This window comes from Micromonospora sp. NPDC003816 (genome assembly GCF_042874705.1).
Taxonomy (GTDB): domain Bacteria; phylum Actinomycetota; class Actinomycetes; order Mycobacteriales; family Micromonosporaceae; genus Micromonospora.
Genome location: NZ_JBIANP010000008.1, coordinates 14,971 through 33,032, shown reverse-complemented (window position 1 = coordinate 33,032; position 18,062 = coordinate 14,971). Strand labels below are relative to the sequence as shown.

The window sequence follows — 18,062 nt, the reverse complement described above, 5'->3', positions numbered from 1 at the left end:
TAACGCCAAGGAAGCCGGGTAGCGAATTCCGGGAGTCAGCGCCATGCACGGAACGGCTCACTGCTTGGCAACAACACCGGCGGACGGTTACCGTTCCCCGAGCCGGAACAGCCCCGCAGGTGCGTTAACCCGACAGGCGCTTCACCCGACCGGCACGACTGGCGTCACGCGTCGCCAGCCATTCGACGACACACCGAACCCGAGGACGAATCATGGACCGAACGTTCGCCGACGACGTCGGCGACTGGCTGGTCGCCCAGGCCGACTCGCTCATCAAGGACGGTGGCACCAGAGAGCTCATGCGATCGACCTGGTCCGTGCTGCCCGAGGTGTGGCCTCCCGATCCGGCGACCGAGGTGTTCACGTCCGCGCTGCCCCTGGGCTCCGGCACCCGGTTCCTCGAGATCGGGTGCGGCGCGGGCGTCACGAGCGTGGTGGCCGCCATGAGTGGCTGCGAACGCGTCGTCGCGACCGACATCAACCCGGCTGCGGTGGCCAACACCGTGCTCAACGCCAAGGCACACGACGTCGGGCACAAGGTCGAAGCGCTGACCAGCGACCTGTTCCTCGAACTCGGCCCGGAGGACGTCTTCGACCTGATCGTGTCCAACCCGCCCCTCGTGCGGGCGCGGGAGGACCGGGCCTACGACCGGCCGATCGAGCATTCGGTGTTCGACCCCGGGTACGCCCTCCACCAGCGCTTCTTCCATGAGGTGAAGCCGCACCTCGCCGCCGGCGGGCACATCTTCATGAACACCAGCGACACGATGGGCGATCCGCACTCCATCGTCTCCCTCGCGGTGCGGATGGGCTTCTCCGCGCGCAAGCACCACTCGAACCGGATCGAGATTCCCGGGACGCTGATCGGGTGGACCCCCGCCATCGCCGCCGCCGCCGACGACCGCGGGATGATCTACATCGACTCTTCCATCTACGACTTCGAGCTGCTCTGAGCAGAGGCGGCAGCCACGGTGTGCGGCCACGACACGTGTGGCGCCGCCGGCAGCCTCGTACCGCAGGTCGCCGACGACCGGGTCAGCGGCTCCCCACCGCGGGTGGCGGCGGTGAGTGGTGCCCGGTCGCGGGTGGCGACTGCTGACCGAGCAACCAGCGCCGCCAACCCGCCACGTCCTTGCCCGCACTCGTCGATCTGACCCGCACGTCGCCCAGCAGCGAGTGCACCCTGACCCGGATCCGCGGCGTTCCCGGCACCGGGGGCATCGACGCCAACCGGAGCTCCCGGTCGCTGAGCAACCCGATACCGGCGAGCTCCACATCCACCCCGTCGGGCACATCGATCTTGATGTCACCCAGGAGGCTCCACGCCTCGATCTCCACCACGGCCTCGGCGCAGACAGTCGTCCGCAGATCGAGATGCACATCGCCGAGCACGCTGAACATCCGCAGTCGGGCGGGCAACCGCCACCGTCCCACCCGCCGCTGGTCACCGAGGAACGCGACCACGGTCGACACGGTCTGCGTACTACCGACCGGAGGCGCGGAAACCACCACCCCGGCCGTCGCCCGCTCCAGATCCTCGATGCGCTCGGCCGCCCACACCGCCCCGACCCGATCGCTGAACTCCTCCAGGGTCAGCCGGCCCTCGCCGACCGCCTCCTGCAGCGCCGTCGCGGCGGCCTCCTGCTCCAGCTCACTCGGCTTCCGTGACAACTGCTCAGGTCGAGGCTCGATCTCCACGCCGTGGAGCCTACCCGGCCGACGCTCACCCGCTCCTCGTGCAACTCCCCGCCCGACGCCGCCTCCGGCAACACCTTCTCCGCCTTCCACCCCGACGCCCGGTACTCCCCGGACCGACCGTTCACCATCTGACACGGGTGATCGGCTGCTACCGGGCGGGAGCCAGGTGGACTAGCGTCTAAGCCCACCAGCGCGTACGCCGTCGCCGTCGATACGCCCCGGCCGTCCCCGATCCGCCCGATCGGTGGGTTCTCACGGGAACACCCCGTCACCGCTTCACCTGTTGGGCAGGATCGTCCCCAACGAGGAGGTGCCGTCGTGGTGCAGGACACCCGCGCTCTCGCCCTGACGTTCGAGGTGAGCGGCCTGCCACCGGTCAAGACCGAGGCGTTGTCCATCTTCGCTGCCGGTCACCGGCAGGCGACGAGAGTACGCACCCTGCTCCGGGCCGCCTGCGAGGCGGCGCAGAAGACCGGCTGGACCCCGCTGTCCGGCCCGATCGAGGTGGACCTGACGCTGCGCTGTCCGCCCGGGCACCGCACCTCCGACGCCAGCACCCTGCTGGGCGGGGTGTGCGCGGTGCTGCAGGACAAGAAGCGGGTGACCAGCATCGGCCTCGCCCACCTCGGAGTCCTGGTCGACGTCGCCCTCTACGAGGACGACCGGCAGATCCGCCGGTTGTCGTACGCGGAGGAGCCCGGCGAGGAATTCTCGTACCAGGTCCGCGTCGCCGCGGTACCGAACGTGGTTTGACGGACGGTCGTGGTCGGGTACCGCTGCCGCCGACGAAGGGAGCACCGATGTCGGAGCCACATGTCACGCTGGAACCTCGTGACCCGGTCCAGGAGAAACTGCGCGGGCCCTTGGAGCAGCAGCTGACATCGGCACTCCAGGTCGCCGCCGAGCGGATCCGGGACTCCTACACCGGCGAGCCGGTGGAGCAGGTCTGTCAGCAACTGCTCGACGAGACCCGGGCCGGCCTGCACCCGGACATCGCCGCGGCCTTCCAGCCCGACATGGACGAGTTCTGCCGGGTCGCCGTCGCCATCGTGCGCGGCGAGACCACCTGAGCCGACCCGACGACGACACGGGTCAGGACCGGACCCGCACGACCCGGCCCTGACCCGTCCGGCGTGGGCAGCGAACCAGCCGCCTGCCGACGCACGTGTCAGCACGCGCCGGCACGGCAGCCGGTCCGCCAGCACTCAGCTCCACGGTGCCCCACGACCGGACCCGGTACCGCGACCCACCCCGGCGAGTCGCGGCACCTGGGGCCGAGGCTAGGCGTGCCCGGGTCGAGCCCGCGCGGGCCGGCACGCACTATTGCCAGCAACGGGAAATAGCGGCAGGAGCGTGTAACACCCGGCGGGCGCCAGGCGCTGACCCGGTCGGAGCGATTGATCAGCGGACCACCGGGTCACCGGCGGCCCCGGTCGGCCTCAGAAGTGCGCGAGCAGGTCGGGAAAAGCGCGCAGACGCAGGACGCCCTCGTCGGTCGGGTCCAGTTCGTCGTGCTCCAACACCCACGTGTTGTCGTTCGGGATGAACACCGCCCGCCATCCGGCCGCCCGCGCCGGCAGGATGTCCGACCGGGGCGAGTTGCCGATCATCCACGCCCGGGTCGGGTCGACGGCGTGCTCCCGACTCAGCCGGTGATAGGTCGCCACGTCCTTCTCCGGCACGATGTGCGCCGCCGTGAAGTAGTGCAGCAGCCCACACGCGTCCAGCTTGCGCTGCTGTTCCTCGCGCTCCCCCTTGGTCAGCAGCAGCAACTCGTGCCGCCCGGCCAACTCGTCCAGCGCGTCGGCCACCCCCGGCATCAGCTCGACCTGATGGTTGATCAGCGCCATAGCCAACTCGTCGATCTCGCGGCGCTCCGCCTCGGTGGCGGGCCGTTCCCGCAGCCGCTCCAGGCACTCCCGCAGGCTGCGCAGGAAGACCTTGCTGCCGTACCCGTGCGCGACGGCGTTGGCCCGCTCGATGTCGTCGAGCACCGCCCGCAGCTGCGTCCGGTCGAGCGTCGGATGGTCCACCCAGCTCAGGAAGTCGTCGATCACCCGCTCGAAGACGACGTTGTTCTCCCAGAGCGTGTCGTCCGCATCGAAGACGAGCACCTGCCCCGACTCGATCGACCTGTCATGCGTCACGCGGCGACGGTAGGCGACCCGGACGATCTCGGCGACCCGATAATTCGCCCGCACGACGGCGGAAGCCGTCAGTCGGCACGGTCTCCGTCGATCGCGGAGACCGTCCCGACAGGTCAGGCGTCGGCCGGGGTGAAGCTCACCCGGGCACGGATCCGACGGAACCCGGCCCGTTCCAGATCCGCCAGCACACCCACCCGGTCCGCGTCCACGTCGGCGATCACCTCGTACGCGCCCTCGCCCGACAACGTCCGGACCACCTCGGCCAGCAGGTCGGCCCGCACCGCCGGCGCCCGCACGCCGAGATAGGCGATCATCGGGAAGCAGGCCCGGCTCGCCGGTGCCGCCAGGCCGACGGGTTCGCCGCCGTCCAGCGCCACCCGCCATTCCCGGGCCGACCCGCGGAGCCAGGACAGTGGATCGGTGGCCAGGTCCACCCCCGCCACCGCCCGCGCCGTCTCCGCGCCGGTGAGCAGGTCCGGTGCGGCGATCCGGGCGACCAACGAGGTGATCTCTGCGGCGTCGGTGGCCGGGCGGAACGTGTACCGGCCGGTGGCGGCAGGGAGCGCTCCGCCCGTCCACGAGCACCGCAACCGTTCCCCCTGCTCGACCAGACCGGCGAGACGGGCCGCCGCCATCGGGGCCGCGACCACGTCGCGAACCTGCGGCTGTCGGCGCCAGTACGCCGGCAGCGCGGCGTGGTACACCTTCGGGCCGCCGAGCGCCTCGTGTGCGGCACGGAGCAGCGCGGCACCGTCCTGCGGCGCGGTGGCCAGATCGAACCGGTTCAGCCACGGGTCGCCGACGGACCCGGGCGGAAGCGCCCAGGCGGCACGGCCGACCACCCGGCCGGCGCGCAGCGCCACCCACGTGCGCTCAGGACGGAAACCGCCACCGGCGAGCCCGTCGGCGTAACCGACCTGCCGCACGTGCGGCAACGGGTCGGGCATCGAATCGAACAACTCTTCCTCACCCGCGACGAGCGGGCGGATGACCAGATCAGCCATGGCGTGATCCTCCGGAACGCGGCGCCCCGGCTCAGTTCCGCGGGGACGCCGGGTCGCGGAGGGGGCGCAGAACATCGGACATCGTTCTGACCTCCTTCCGGCTCGACGGCGTGACCGTGAACCTACACCGCAGCCCGCTGCCGCGACACCCGATTCGCCTGCTGCCGATGCGATACGGGAGACAGTGTCCGACTGCTCGATCTCCCCGACGGACGCACACGGTCGTCCCGGGGCCAGGCGGGAACGTGCCTGGCCCCGGGACCGCTCTCAGCTGCGTCGAGTCCACTGCTGGTTCGTGCCGCCGTTGCAGGACCAGAGGATGATCTTCGTTCCGTTGGCGGTGGCGGCGCCGTTGGCGTCGAGACAGAGCCCGGACTGGGCGTTCGTGATGGTGCCGTTGGCGTTGACGTTCCACTGCTGGTTGAGCCCGCCGTGGCAGTCCCAGATGATGACCGTGGTGCCGTTGGCGGTGCCCGCCCCGTTGGCGTCCAGGCACTTCGTGCCGTACACGGTCAGCTGCTTGCCGGCGGTGTGGGTCCACCGCTGCTGCGTGGCGCCGGAGCAGTCCCAGAGTTGGGTCTGGGTGCCGTTGGTGGTGGCGCCGCCGGGGACCTCGACGCACCGGCCGGACTGGCCGCCCACGATCTGTGCGTCGGTGGCGCTGCCGGTGCCCTGCCGCCTGACGAGCGACGTCGACTCGGCCGACCGGTTGCCCTGGGCGTCGACGACGTAGAGCCGGTAGTCACCCGAGGTGGTGGGTACGGCGATGGTGGTCGCGGTGCCGTCGGCCCTGGTCATCGTCGGACCGGCGGTGAAGGTGGTGGTGCCGGAGGGAGCCAGCCAGAGCGACCTGGTCGCATCGCCCGTGCTGCGGACCGGGATCGAGGTGGTGCCGCTGCCGACGAACGTGCTGGCCGGCAGGACCTGGTCCGCCAGGGGCAGGTTGCGCGGTGCGGTGATGTCCCGGAACGGGGCTTCGAGCCCGGAGTTCACCGCGATCCCGTAGGCCGCCGCCGGCCAGACGTAGTCGGCGGAGACGAGGATGTCGTGGATGGTGCTGTTCGGCAGGTTCTTCTGGGAGACCTTGTTGATCGGGCCGTACGTCTGCGTGATGCTCAGGTCGTGCTTGCGTCCGAAGTCGTCGGAGTTGATCATCCAGGTGATGTTCTTGTCCACGCTCAGGACGTTGTCCCGGAAGGTCATGTACGCCGAACCCTCGTCCGGGTGGAGCCCGTACTTGTGGCCGGCCGGGACACCTTGCAGATAGTTGCTGTGGATCGTGGTGCCCGGCTGGCTGCCCAGCGTGTAGATCGGTGCCGTGTCGCTGAGTCGCTGCACCGTGTCGATGATGTGGTTGTGGCTGATGGTGTTGTTCCTCGCCGTCGTGGTCGGCCGGTTGGGCGCGATCGATCCGGAGGATCCGTCGAAGTTCCACCATCCCCAGCCGAGCGTGATGCCCGCCCACGGCGTCTTCTCGATGCGGTTGTGCTGGATCGTGAGGGTGTCGGCGAAGTACGCCGCGACCGCGCCGTGCCCGTTGAACAGCACCGCGCTGTCGTGGATGTAGTTGTTCCTGATCACGATGTTCTTCGGGAGTCCCTCGACCTGGGGCGGGTACTTCTCGCGGTTGGTCGAGGTGTGGTCGCCGACGAAGACGTGCTGCGGGTGTCCCACGGAGATCGCGGACCCGGCGACGTCGCTGGTGACGTTGCCGATCACCTGTGAGTTCGTCACGTCGTTGACCATGTTGATCCCGTCGGCCCCGGTGTGCTCGATGCGGTTGCGTTCCAGCAGGATCCCGTCGGCGTTCTGCACGTGGACGATGCCCGGGGTGACGTCCACGTTGCGGTAGTAGTAGACGTGGAAGTTGCCCTTCGCGTACGCCATCGCGCCCAGGTTGCCCTGCTGCGCCTGCTTGTACACCGAGCCGGCGACGGTGAACAGGTTCCAGTCGGAGTGCCGGACGGTGAGACCCGAGAACGTGATGTTGCGGGCGCGGCTGCTGGTCGAGGTGCCGGCGATCCGCAGGGCGGTGGTCACGTTGTTGGGCGCGAAGACCGTGGCGGTGGACATGTTGTCGGCGCTGGCCTTGTAGTAATAGAGCGTCCGGCTGGACTTGTCGAAGTAGAACTCGCCCGGCGCGTCCAGGAACTCGTAGGCGTTCATGACCTTGTGAGCGCCGGCGACCTGGGCGTTGCCGTTGAACGCCCCCTGCGCGATGGCGGCACCCGGCTGTTGGAACAGGGCGAGACGGCTCTGACCGTCGGCGCTCGTGGTCACCTGCCGGACTCCCACGATGGCGGTGGTCCAGGTCGTGGCCGTCTCGATCTCGATGTCCTCCTGGTTGCGGGAGATCGCCGGGAAGTCGCCGAGGCCGTACCTCGCGCCGTCGCACTGTGAGCCGGATTCCCACGCCCAGTCGGCCTGCCCGGCGGTGATGGTGTACGTGCCGTGGCATCCCGCCGAGGTGATCGTCTTGGCGGCCATCTGGGCCCGCTGGCCGTTGACGTAGAGGGCCCGCAGCTTGTTGGCCCGGTCGAGCGGCGCCTTCCAGATGTTCCCACTGTGCTGGGTCCAGCCGGTCACCTGCACACCGGCGTCGAGGACCGGCGTCTCGCCCGGGTACGCGGCGTACACGACCCGGTGGCCGTTGGTGCCGGAGTCACTCGACCCGAACTCGACCGTACCGCCCACCGGGTAGCTTCCGCCGCGCAGGAGCACCTGGATGTCGCCGGTCATGGTCGCGGTCTTCGTGCGGACCACGTCCCGCGCCCGCTGGAGGGTCCGGAACGGGGACGCGATCGTGCCCGGGTTGGCGTCGTTCCCTCCCGGTGCGACATAGAGGGTCTCCTGCACCGCAGCCAGCGCCGGAGCCTGATCTGCCACCACCGCCGGCAACGCGGCGGAGACGAGCACCGCCAGCGCGAGCAGCGAACCCCTAGCAGTACGGACGAGGGATCTCATTTCTGCACCTGCCACTTCTGATTGTCGCCACCCCAGCAGGACCAGAGCTGCACCTTCGACGTCGCGGTGTGCACGTCCAGACAGAGGCCGGACTGTGCGCTGCGGATCGTGCCGTCGCCGCCGACCGTCCACCGCTGGTTGTCGCCGCCGTTGCACGCGTACGTACCGACGACGGTGCCGTTACTGGTCCCCCGCTGGTATGCGTCGAGGCACCGCTGGCCCGCCAGAGCGGTGATCTGCCCACCAGAGGTCACGGTCCACCGCTGGGCGGCGGTGTTGTTGCAGGGGTACACCTGGACCTGGACGGCGGCGGTGGTGGCGCCGGGAAGGTCCAGGCACTGCCCGGTGCCGACGTTGCGGAGCAGGCTGGCCTCGTCCGGAACACCACCGTCGGTCAACCCCCAGGCATGCCTGAGGCGGTTGAGCCCGCTCGCGTTGGGGGTGCTGAGGGTGAGGTTGGTGCCGGTGCCGTGCAGCTTCTGCATGGAGTACCAGTCGTCGCCCTGACCGGCGGTGACCTTGCCACCCAGCCCCGGCCAGTAGATCGATCCGATCCGCAGTTCCCTCAGCACGTCGGCGGTGGCCCGGAAGTAGCGCACGAAATTGTCGGTGCTGGTGGCGTCGAGGTAGTTGAGCCCGGTGTCCATCGGCGCACCGAACTCGTCCATCACCGTGCGGGCGGCACAGGAGCCGATCGCGTCCCGCAGGAACGTCACCCACTGGTCGTAGTTCTTCGCGCCGCTGAAGAAGGTGTAGTGGTGCAGCGACACGATCGTGCCGTCGAGTCGACGGTCGGCGCACATCGACTTGATGTCGGTGTTCAGGCCGGCACCGCTGACGAAGACACGGTGGCGTGGGATCGACGGACGGGCGTTCAGCCAGTCGCTGACCAGGTTGGCCCACTCCGCGGCGCTGTGCCCGCCAGGTTCGTTCATCGGTTCGAAGTACACGAGGTCGTTGGTGCCGTACCTGGCGACCACGGTGTTCCACATGGTGTGGAAGGCGGTGGTGTTGACGATCCGGCCGCCGCTGGCGGCCACCCCGTCGTCCCAGTAGGAGAGGACGACCTTGAAGCCCTTCGCCGTGGCGGCGTCGATCGCGCCGGTGTACGCGTTCCACCAGGTGGTGCCGACGGTGTAGGTGTTGATCGGCAGCCGGACCGTGTTGGCACCCAGGTTGTTCTGGAAGCCGGTGTAGATCGCGGTGGCCTTGGCCGTCACCGTCGCATAGCTGTCGGAGCTGCTCAGGCCGTAGAGCACCAGTGGTCCACCGTGGAAGTTGTCTCCCAACCTGGCCCAGTTGACGCCCCGGAACGCGGTGGTGTCGGCAGCAGCCGGTGGGACACCACCGAGCACGGCGGTCGGCACCGCCACGAGGGCGGCCAGCGCGCAGGAGAGAATCCGGCGCAGGTGGCGACGCGATCGGGATCGGGTCACTGTCGTTCCCTTCTCGTACGGTGCCGACTGTCGCGCTCGTCAGGTCAGAACCGGGTCCAGCGCTGGTTGGTGCCGCCGTGGCAGCTCCACACGATGACCGCGGTGCCGTTGGCGGTGCCGGCGCCGTTGACGTCCAGACACAGGCCGGTCTGGGCGTTGCTGATCGTGGCGTTGCCGTTGACGACCCACTGCTGGTTCGCCCCACCGTGGCAGTCCCAGATCTGCACCCGGGTCCCGGCGGCGGCATTGTTCGGCACGTCCAGGCACTTGCCCATCACCTGCAGGGCCCGCCCGTTCTGGGTGAACTGCTGGTTGGCCCCGGTATGGCAGTCCCAGACCAGCATCTGGGCACCGTTGGCCGAGCTCGCGCCGTCGACGTCCAGACACCGGCCGGACGCCTCGTTGCGCAGGCGGTTGCCGGTCGGATTCGGGGTGGTGCCACCGTTGAGGGCGTCGAGGACCGCCGTGTACGCGGGCTTCTTGTTGCCCGCGCAGTCGAACAGCAGGGCGTTGTCGCCACCACGCCAGGAGTCGCAGTCCCGCACACCCCACACGGTGATGCCGGTGCACCGCGACACCGCCAGGCAGGCGCGGGTGACGGTGGCGTAGATGGTGGCCTGGTTGGACCCCTGGGTGACGTCCAGCTCGGTGATCTGCACGTCCACGCCGAGGTCGGCGAAGCGTTGCAGGTTGGCCTGGTAGTCACCGGCGATCGTGGTGCCCAGGTGGGACTGGAACCCGACGCAGTCGATCGGTACGCCGCGCGCCTTGAAGTCGCGCACCATGTTGTAGATGCCGGTCGACTTCGCGTTGACCCCGTCGGTGTTGTAGTCGTTGTAGCAGAGCTTGGCGTTCGGGTCGGCCGCGCGGGCGGCCCGGAACGCGGCCTCGATCCAGTCGTTGCCGGTGCGTTGCAGGTTGGAGTCGCGGCGGGCGCCGCTGCCGCCGTCGGCGAACGCCTCGTTCACCACGTCCCAGGAGTGGATCTGCCCCCGGAAGTGGGTGGCCACCTGGGTGACGTGGTTGATGGCGGCGTTGCGCAGGTCACCACCGGACAGTCCCTGCGCCCACCCGGGCTGCTGGGCGTGCCACAGCAGGGCGTGTCCCCGGACCGACATGCCTCGGGACCGGGCGTGGTTGACGATGCGGTCGCCGGCGCTGTAGTTGAACACGCCCCGCTGCGGCTCGGTCGCGTCCCACTTCATCTCGTTCTCGGCGACGAGGCTGTTGAACTCGCGGTTCAGCACGTTCATGTACGTGGTGTCGGAGAACTTGTACGTGCCGACCGCCGCGCCGAAGTAGCGGCCCTTCTCCGCCGCCGAGGTGCCCAACGTGGTGCCCGCGGTGGCGGCGCCGGCGGGCGCCAGCGCCGCGCCGGCCGCCAGCAGGCCGACCGCGAGCGCGCGCACCACCGGTGCGGCAGACCATCGCCGTCGCGGAGGACCGCTCGGGTGGACGAGTGTCTTCATGTTCCCAGCACCTCCAGAGTCGCGTCGAGTCGATGAGTTAGCGCTAACACAACCGGCCGGCTGAGGTGCTCGTCGGGCAGACGACAGGCGACGAGGGAACGCTACGCATCGATGAAGGTGAGATTGCCACAAAGTTACGGAGCGTTCAAGAAGTACTTTCCGCCGACGCTGAGGAGTTGACGTTTGCCAATGTCAACACGCCTGCGCGCGGATCGGTGACACCATTCCCGGCCCTGCGTACACACCATTAAAAGATCCACTGCAATGCCGTACGCCCCACGCGTTCCGCACGAGCGCCCACAATGTTTACGTGAACATCGAGTGCACATAAATCCATTGTGGAGGGACATGGGGAAGCCGCCCCCGCCTCCGGCGGGTACGACACGGGCAGGGTGAGCGGCTCAGCGCGGGCTGAAGAGGTGGTTGCCGAGGAGCTGTTCGCGTTGCTCCTGGGCCTCGGGGCGCAACCGCCCACCCCGGGTGAGCATCACCATGCCGTGCAACAGACTCCAGCCGAGTTCGGCGAGCGTGTCGTCGGCCTGCGCGGCGGCGGACGCGGTCAGCGCCGCCCGCAGTTCACCGAAAGCCGCCGCGACGGTCTCCGGCACCTCCTCGGCCCCGAGCGTGAGGTCCGGAGTGTGAGCGAACATCGCGTCGTAGATCTCCGGGTGGGCGTAGGCGAAGTCGAGATAGGCCGCCATCACCGCCGGCCACACCTCGTCCGGCCGGTCCACCGCCACCCGGGCGCCGGTCAACGCGGCGGCCAGATCGGCGAAACCCCGCACCGCGACCGCGGCGACCACCGCCTCACGGTCGGCGAAGCGTTCGTAGAGGGCCCCGAGGTCGACGTCGGCGCGCTCGGCCAGCCGGCGGGCGGTCACACCCGCCCACCCCTCGGCCTCGGCCAACCGCCAGGCGGTGGCGACGATCGCGTCACCGCCCAGCTCACCGTCTCCGTGCTCTGCTCCGGACACCCCGCCGAGCGTAGTCGCGCCGCTCCCCGGCGAACCCTCCGCGACGGAATGGCGACTCTGCGCCCGGCCGGTCAGCGCCGCAACGTCAGGATCAGGTCGGCGACCAGGGCCGACCAGCCGGTCTGGTGCCAGGCACCGAGCCCGGCACCGTTGTCGCCGTGGAAGTACTCCGGGAACGCGATCAGGTCCCGCCAGTCCGGATGGGTCTGGAACAGTTGCGCCGCGCCATAGATCGGCCGCCGCCCCCAGTCGTCGCGGGTGAACAACGCGATCAGCCGGGCGGAGAGGTCGTCGGCGATCTCGTCGAGGGTCTTCTTCACCCCCGAACGCGTCGGGTACTCCACCTGGAGGTCCTCACCGAAGAACGCCGCGTAGTCCCGCAACGCGCTGATCAGCAGGAAGTTCGTCGGCATCCAGATCGGGCCGCGCCAGTTGGAGTTGCCGCCGAACAGGCCACTGGTCGACTCGGCCGGCTCGTACCCGACGCAGAACTCCTGCCCGCCCAGGGTCACCGCGAACGGCTTGTCCAGATGCGCGCGCGACAGCGTCCGCAGGCCGTACTCGGAGAGGAACTCGTCGGTGTCCAACATCCGGGCCAGCACCCGGACGACCTGCTCCGGACCGCACATGGACAGCAGCCGCTGCTGACGCCCGTCCGGGCCGATGCGTCGGGCGCCGACCACCGAGGCGTACTCGGGGCGGTGGGTGAGGAACCAACGCAGCCGGGCACCCAGCTCCGGCAGCCGGTGCAGGGTCCGCGCGGGCAGCCGGGTGACGGCCGCCAACGGCAGCAGGCCCACCACCGAACGCACCTTCAACGGCACCTTCGTCCCGTCGGCCAGCCGCAGCACGTCATAGAAGAACGCGTCCTCCTCGTCCCAGAGCCCCTGGTCGTACGCGGCCGCCGCGATGTAGGTGAAGTGCTCGAAGAACTTCGTCGCGGTGTCCACCCAGGTGCGATCGTGCTCGGCCAGCACGATGGCGATGTCCAGCAGGTTGAGCGCGTACATCGCCATCCAGCCGGTGCCGTCGGACTGCTCCAGCACCCCGGCCACCGGCAACGCCGCCGACCGGTCGAACGGGCCGACGTTGTCCAACCCGAGGAAGCCGCCCTCGAAGACGTTGTTGCCACCGGTGTCCTTGCGGTTGACCCACCAGGTGAAGTTCATCAGCAGCTTGTGCATCATCCGGGCCAGGAAGTCGTGGTCCCGGCTGCCGTCGATCTCGAACACCTTCAACGCCGCCCAGGCGTGCACCGGCGGGTTGACGTCGCCGAACGCCCACTCGTACGCCGGGATCTGCCCGTTGGGGTGCAGGTACCACTCCCGCAGCAGGAGCAGCAGCTGGTCCTTGGCGAAGCCGGGGTCGACCCGCGCGATGCTCACGCAGTGGAAGGCCAGGTCCCACGCGGCGTACCACGGGTACTCCCACGGATCCGGCATCGAGATCACGTCGAAGCTGGTCATGTGCCACCAGGCACTGTTGCGGCCGTGCCGGCGCCCGGCCGGCGGCGCCGACCCCGGATCGCCGTCGAGCCACCGTTTGACGTCGAAGTGGTAGAACTGTTTGCCCCACATCAGCCCGGCGATGGCCTGCCGGGCGATCAACGCCTCGTCGGCGCTGGCCTTGGCGGGGATCACCCCGTCGAAGAACCGGTTCGCCTCCGCCCGCCGCGCCCACACCACGGTCTCGAAACCGTCGCCCAGGTCCGCCGCGGGCGGGTCGACGGCACCCGGCGGCGGGGCCGTACGGGTCAGCCGCAGCCGGATCTGACGCTGCTCGCCGGCCGGCACGTCCAGCACGTAGTGCAGCGCGCCCTTGGTGCCGGTCAGCTCCGGGTTCACCGTCTCGGCCCCGTCGACCACGTGGTCGTTGATGCCGTCCTTCGGGTACGGCGTACGGCTCGCCAGCCCCCACAGCCGCTCGGCGTTGGTGTCGTTGTCGCAGAGCAGCGGCGTCGGGTCGCCGTCACCTTCGAGCCGGACCTGCCCGAGCACCCAGTGCTCGCCGAGCAGCCGGCTGCCCTCCCCGACGATCTGCGGCACCCGGTCACCGCCGGGCAGCCCCCACGCCCAGGTGTTGCGGAACCACAGGTGCGGCAGCACGTGCAGCCGCTCGCGCTGGTCCCCCCGGTTGACCACGGTCACCACCACGCACATGTCCGTCGGGGTGGCCTTGGCGAAGTCGACCGTCACCGCCCAGTACCGGTCGTCGTCGAAGATGCCGGTGTCGACCAGCTCGTACTCGGTGTCGTCCCGACCCCGCAGCCCGTTGACCGCGACCAGCTCGTCGTACGGGAAGGCGGCCTGCGGGTAGTGGTAGCGCCAGCGCATCCACGAATGGGTCGGCGTGGAGTCCTCGTACCACCAGTAGTCCTTGACGTCCTCGCCGTGGTTGCCGCCGTCCCCGCCGAGACCGAACATCCGTTCCTTGAGGATCGGATCCCGCTCGTTCCAGAGCGCGACGGCGAAACAGAAGGTCTGTCGATCGTCACACACGCCCGCCATGCCGTCCTCGGACCACCGGTAGGCTCGGGACCGCGCGTGGTCATGGGGGAAGTAGTCCCAGGCTGTGCCGTGCTCGCTGTAGTCCTCCCGTACCGTCCCCCACGCCCGTTCGGACAGATAGGGACCCCATGCACGCCAGTCCTGCTCGCCGGCATCGGCCTGGGCGAGCCGGACCCGTTCGGCATCGGGGGCCGGGGCGGAGGGCGAACCGTCAGTGATCACTTCTACATCTTCGACGCCGCCTGGGTACTTCACCACAGCGGCCATTGTCGTCGTGTCGTGTTACACCTCGCCGCCGGTGGAGGAAAGTTGATCGAGATTCGCTTCGGCTCGCAGGTCTGCGGAGAGCTGACCAGCGCCGCCGGCCGCGAGTGGTTGGTGCCCGACGGCCTCGGCGGGTACGCCATGGGCACCGTCGGTGGGCTGCGCACCCGCCGGTACCACGGGCTGCTGGTGGTGCCGGGCGACACCCCGGCCGCCCGCAAGGTGGGGCTGGCCAGCCTCGACCCGGCGGTGCTGCTGCCCTCCGGCGCCCGGGTCCGCCTCGGCGCGCACGAGTGGGTCTCCGGCGACGTCGACCCGCGCGGCTTCGAGCTGCTGGAGCGCTTCGACCTGACCGACGGGCTGCCCCGCTGGCGGTGGCGCATCGGCGACGTGGTGATCGAGCGGGAACTGGCCATGCTGCACGGCCGCTCCTGCGTGGCGGTGGTGCACCGGCTGATCAGCGGCGGCCCGGTCGAGCTGGAGCTCGCGGCGGCCTGCACCTGGCGCGACGCCCACGGCGAGCGGCGCGCCGACGGTCCGCCGCTGCGGATGGACCCGGTCGACGGCGGCGCGGTCATCGAGGGCGCCTACCGGCTGTCCGGGCCCGGCTGGTCCCCGCAGGGCCACTGGTGGCGGGGCGTCTACCACCGTGAGGAGGCCGCGCGCGGCCTCCACCCGGAGGAGGACCTCTGGTACGCGGGCCAGTTCCGCGACACCCTGCGCCACCCCGGCGACACCGTGTCGGTGCTGGCCTGGGCGCAGGACCCCGCTCCGGCCCCGCCACCGGCCACCGAGGTGGTCGCGGCGGCCCGCCGCCGCAACCGGGAGGTCGTCGCCTCCGCCAAGCCCGCCGACGACGTCGAGGCCACCCTGGCGCTGGCCGCCGACGCGTTCATCGTGCGCACCGACGACGCGCCCGTGGAGGTGGTCGCCGGCTACCCGTGGTTCGGCGCCTGGTCGCGGGACACGATGATCTCCTACGAGGGCCTGTTCCTCCGGACCGGCTGGGCCGATCGCGGCCGGGAGCTGCTGCGCTCGTACGCGGCGACCCTGTCCGAGGGGATGCTGGCCAACACCGCCGACACCGGACGGGTCGAGTACAACACCGTCGACGGCACGCTGTGGTTCCTGCACGCGGTCAGCCGGCACGTCACCGTCACCGGCGACACCGACCTCGGCGACGAACTGCTGCCGGCGCTGCGCGGCGTCGTCGACGCCCACCTCGCCGGCACCCGCTACGGCATCGCCGTCGACCCGGCCGACGGACTGCTCACCTCCGGCGCCCCCGGTGCGGCGCTGACCTGGATGGACGCCCGCGTCTACGGAGTGCCGGTGACCCCGCGCCACGGCAAGCCGGTCGAGGTCAACGCGCTGTGGATCAACGGGGTGGCCGGAGTCGCCGAGCTGGCGGACCTGGCCGGGCAGGACTCCGACGGGCTGCACCGACTGCACGAACGGGCGGCCAAGGCGTTCCGGGAGCGCTTCCCCACCCCGTCCGGCTGGCTGCACGACGTCGTCGACGCGCCCGCCCCGGCGTACCCGCTCGGTGGCGCGGCCTTCCACGACGACGACCTGATGCGACCCAACCAGCTCCTGGCCTGGTCGTTGCCGTTCGCGCCGTTGGAGCCGGACGCGCGCGCGGTCGGCCTGGTCGGCGCCGGGCTGCTCACCCCGCTCGGCCCGCGCAGCCTCTCCCCCGACTGCCCCGGATTCATCGGCCGGCACCGGGGCGGACCGGCCGAACGGGACAGCGCCTACCACCAGGGCACCGTCTGGCCGTGGCTGATCGGCCCGTACGCCGACGCCAGCCGACGCGCCGGCCTCTCCGTCGACACGCTGTTCACCGGCCTGGAGGCCCACCTGACCGAGTACGGCCTCGGGTCGGTCAGCGAGACCGCCGACGGCGCGTCCCCGCACATCGCCACCGGCTGCCCGTTCCAGGCATGGTCGGTCGCGGAACTGCTGCGCGCCCGCCGCTGACGCACGGTGGGGCGCTCACACCGGCGCCCCACCACATCGGTCCCGGCTGACACCCGACGAACCGAGACGCCGGCAGCCCTTTACACCGTCGCAACGGCTACGTCTCCGCTGGTTATCCAGGCCCGACCAGGATGGGTCCCGATCCGACCGCGACACCGACAGGCCCGCCGGGGGGCCTGACTCCGGGCGCGCGGGGACAACTCCAAGGGGGCGCGTATGTCACCGAACGCCGACGTGATCGACATCAACGCCGCACGGACGCAACGGGTGTTGATCCTGTCCTGGGAGTACCCGCCCGTCCTCGTCGGCGGGCTCGGCCGCCACGTGCACGCCCTCTCCGTCGCCCTGGCCGCGGCCGGCCACCAGGTCACCGTCGTCACCCGGCACGCCGACGGCGCGCCGCTGGAAGAACACATCGACGGCGTACGCGTCGTGCGCGCCGCCGAGGACCCGGTCACCTTCCCCCTGGCCACCGGCTCCCTGCTGGCCTGGACGATGGCGTTCAACCACACCCTCACCCGCGCCGCGCTGCGCGCCGCCGACACCGGCGACTACGACGTCGTCCACGCCCACGACTGGCTGGTCGCGCACACCGCGATCACCGTGGCCGAACACCTGGACCTGCCGCTGGTCACCACCATCCACGCCACCGAGGCGGGTCGGCACCAGGGCTGGCTGCCCGAGGAGATGAACCGCACCATCCACGGCGTCGAACACTGGCTCAGCAACGCCTCCACCCGACTGATCGCCTGCTCCGGCTACATGCGCGACCAGGTCACCACGCTCTTCGACGTCCCCGCCGGACACGTCGACGTGGTCCCCAACGGCGTCGACGACCGGGCCTGGCGGGCCCGCCCCCGCGCGGTCGCCACCGCCCGCGCCCGCTTCGCCGGTGACGGCCCACTGATCGGGTACGCCGGCCGGCTGGTCTACGAGAAGGGCGTGCAGCACCTGGTCGACGCCGTACCCGAACTGCGGGAGCAGCACCCCGGCCTGCGCGTACTGATCGCCGGCGACGGCCCCTACCGGGGCGAGTTGGAGGACCGCATCGGGCAGCTCGGGCTCGGCGGCACCGTCCGCTTCGCCGGATTCCTGGACAACACCCAGCTCCCGGCGATGCTCGGCGCCACCGACGCCACCGTCGTGCCCAGCCTCTACGAGCCCTTCGGCATGGTCGCGCTGGAAGCCGCGGCGGCCGGCGCACCCCTGGCGGTGGCCCGCACCGGCGGGCTGGCCGAGATCGTCGAACCCGGCGTCACCGGCGTGACGTTCCCGCACAGCGATCCGTCGGCGCTGGCCGGAGCGGTCGGTCAGCTCCTCGGCGACGAGGTCTTCGCCCGCCGGGTGGCCCGACAGGCCCGCACCATGGTCGGCCGACGGTACGGCTGGGCCACCATCGCCGCCCGCACCGCCGAGAGCTACGCCGTCGCCCGCCGCGAACACGGGCCCGCGCGCTCCCGGCACCCTGTCGTCGACCCGTCGCCACGCCGCCGCACCATCACCATCCCCGACGGCAACCTGCTGGCCGTGGGAGGGGCCGCCTGCTGAGGGTCGAGACACGCACGCGCGAATAGGTGATCCCCGATCCGCTGGCTAGTGTGTACGCCGGACGGCGGATG

General features: G+C 70.4%; 14 protein-coding genes. 6 read left to right on the top strand and 8 right to left on the bottom strand.

All coding sequences use genetic code 11. From position 1 onward, the window contains the following. Positions 1 to 212 precede the first annotated feature (212 nt). Positions 213 to 953: a methyltransferase gene (locus ACFYTT_RS23455; protein ID WP_176094563.1), complete on the top strand. Its 741-nt coding sequence runs from the start codon at positions 213 to 215 to the stop codon at positions 951 to 953. 82 nt (positions 954 to 1,035) lie between these two features. Here the strand turns inward: ACFYTT_RS23455 and ACFYTT_RS23450 are convergent, their stop codons facing one another. Further along, on the bottom strand, positions 1,036 to 1,698 hold the full coding sequence (locus ACFYTT_RS23450; protein WP_161594940.1) for a DUF1707 domain-containing protein: 663 nt from the start codon (positions 1,696 to 1,698) through the stop codon (positions 1,036 to 1,038). 3 nt (positions 1,699 to 1,701) lie between these two features. Between ACFYTT_RS23450 and ACFYTT_RS23445 the strand changes: the two genes are divergently transcribed. The 3 genes from ACFYTT_RS23445 to ACFYTT_RS23435 all read left to right on the top strand — a co-directional run bounded on the left by ACFYTT_RS23445 (position 1,702) and on the right by ACFYTT_RS23435 (position 2,768). Then, positions 1,702 to 1,830, top strand: coding sequence for a hypothetical protein (locus ACFYTT_RS23445; RefSeq protein ID WP_255446604.1), 129 nt, complete (start codon positions 1,702 to 1,704; stop codon positions 1,828 to 1,830). 189 nt (positions 1,831 to 2,019) lie between these two features. Beyond that, positions 2,020 to 2,451 (top strand): hypothetical protein, encoded by a 432-nt coding sequence (locus ACFYTT_RS23440; protein WP_131052704.1) that lies wholly within the window; start codon positions 2,020 to 2,022, stop codon positions 2,449 to 2,451. Positions 2,452 to 2,498: 47 nt separating this feature from the next. Beyond that, positions 2,499 to 2,768 (top strand): hypothetical protein, encoded by a 270-nt coding sequence (locus ACFYTT_RS23435; protein WP_387262192.1) that lies wholly within the window; start codon positions 2,499 to 2,501, stop codon positions 2,766 to 2,768. 369 nt (positions 2,769 to 3,137) lie between these two features. Here the strand turns inward: ACFYTT_RS23435 and ACFYTT_RS23430 are convergent, their stop codons facing one another. The 7 genes from ACFYTT_RS23430 to ACFYTT_RS23400 all read right to left on the bottom strand — a co-directional run bounded on the left by ACFYTT_RS23430 (position 3,138) and on the right by ACFYTT_RS23400 (position 14,466). Then, positions 3,138 to 3,812 carry an HAD family hydrolase gene (locus tag ACFYTT_RS23430; RefSeq protein WP_387262476.1) on the bottom strand — a complete coding sequence of 225 codons (675 nt, stop codon included), beginning with the start codon at positions 3,810 to 3,812 and terminating at the stop codon, positions 3,138 to 3,140. Between the two features lie 146 nt (positions 3,813 to 3,958). Next, on the bottom strand, positions 3,959 to 4,849 hold the full coding sequence (locus ACFYTT_RS23425) for an acetyltransferase (protein WP_387262189.1): 891 nt from the start codon (positions 4,847 to 4,849) through the stop codon (positions 3,959 to 3,961). 267 nt (positions 4,850 to 5,116) lie between these two features. Then, a complete protein-coding gene (locus tag ACFYTT_RS23420) occupies positions 5,117 to 7,813 on the bottom strand; it encodes an RICIN domain-containing protein (protein ID WP_387262187.1) in 2,697 nt (898 codons plus the stop codon). Then, complete coding sequence (locus ACFYTT_RS23415; RefSeq protein ID WP_387262185.1) at positions 7,810 to 9,249, bottom strand: RICIN domain-containing protein; 1,440 nt, start codon at positions 9,247 to 9,249, stop codon at positions 7,810 to 7,812. Before ACFYTT_RS23415 ends, ACFYTT_RS23420 begins: the two co-directional genes overlap by 4 nt. Before the next feature lie 44 nt (positions 9,250 to 9,293). Then, positions 9,294 to 10,718 carry an endo-1,4-beta-xylanase gene (locus ACFYTT_RS23410; protein WP_387262183.1) on the bottom strand — a complete coding sequence of 475 codons (1,425 nt, stop codon included), beginning with the start codon at positions 10,716 to 10,718 and terminating at the stop codon, positions 9,294 to 9,296. Positions 10,719 to 11,119: 401 nt separating this feature from the next. Then, positions 11,120 to 11,692, bottom strand: coding sequence for a TetR/AcrR family transcriptional regulator (locus ACFYTT_RS23405; RefSeq protein ID WP_236145986.1), 573 nt, complete (start codon positions 11,690 to 11,692; stop codon positions 11,120 to 11,122). A 71-nt stretch (positions 11,693 to 11,763) separates the two neighbouring features. After that, a complete protein-coding gene (locus tag ACFYTT_RS23400; protein WP_131056709.1) occupies positions 11,764 to 14,466 on the bottom strand; it encodes a glucosidase in 2,703 nt (900 codons plus the stop codon). A gap of 42 nt (positions 14,467 to 14,508) precedes the next feature. On the opposite strand from ACFYTT_RS23400, the gene ACFYTT_RS23395 reads away from it, so the two are divergent. After that, entirely contained in the window at positions 14,509 to 16,443 is a 1,935-nt protein-coding gene (locus ACFYTT_RS23395; protein WP_387262179.1) for an amylo-alpha-1,6-glucosidase, read from the top strand. A gap of 216 nt (positions 16,444 to 16,659) precedes the next feature. Continuing rightward, complete coding sequence (locus tag ACFYTT_RS23390; RefSeq protein WP_387262176.1) at positions 16,660 to 17,991, top strand: glycosyltransferase family 4 protein; 1,332 nt, start codon at positions 16,660 to 16,662, stop codon at positions 17,989 to 17,991. Positions 17,992 to 18,062 lie beyond the last annotated feature (71 nt).

Coding starts and splice junctions, on each gene's coding strand:
- ACFYTT_RS23410 (WP_387262183.1), bottom strand. CDS start 10,718: ATGAAGACACTCGTCCACCCGAGCGGTCCTCCGCGACGGCGATGGTCT.
- ACFYTT_RS23435 (WP_387262192.1), top strand. CDS start 2,499: ATGTCGGAGCCACATGTCACGCTGGAACCTCGTGACCCGGTCCAGGAG.
- ACFYTT_RS23455 (WP_176094563.1), top strand. CDS start 213: ATGGACCGAACGTTCGCCGACGACGTCGGCGACTGGCTGGTCGCCCAG.
- ACFYTT_RS23425 (WP_387262189.1), bottom strand. CDS start 4,849: ATGGCTGATCTGGTCATCCGCCCGCTCGTCGCGGGTGAGGAAGAGTTG.
- ACFYTT_RS23400 (WP_131056709.1), bottom strand. CDS start 14,466: ATGGCCGCTGTGGTGAAGTACCCAGGCGGCGTCGAAGATGTAGAAGTG.
- ACFYTT_RS23420 (WP_387262187.1), bottom strand. CDS start 7,813: ATGAGATCCCTCGTCCGTACTGCTAGGGGTTCGCTGCTCGCGCTGGCG.
- ACFYTT_RS23390 (WP_387262176.1), top strand. CDS start 16,660: ATGTCACCGAACGCCGACGTGATCGACATCAACGCCGCACGGACGCAA.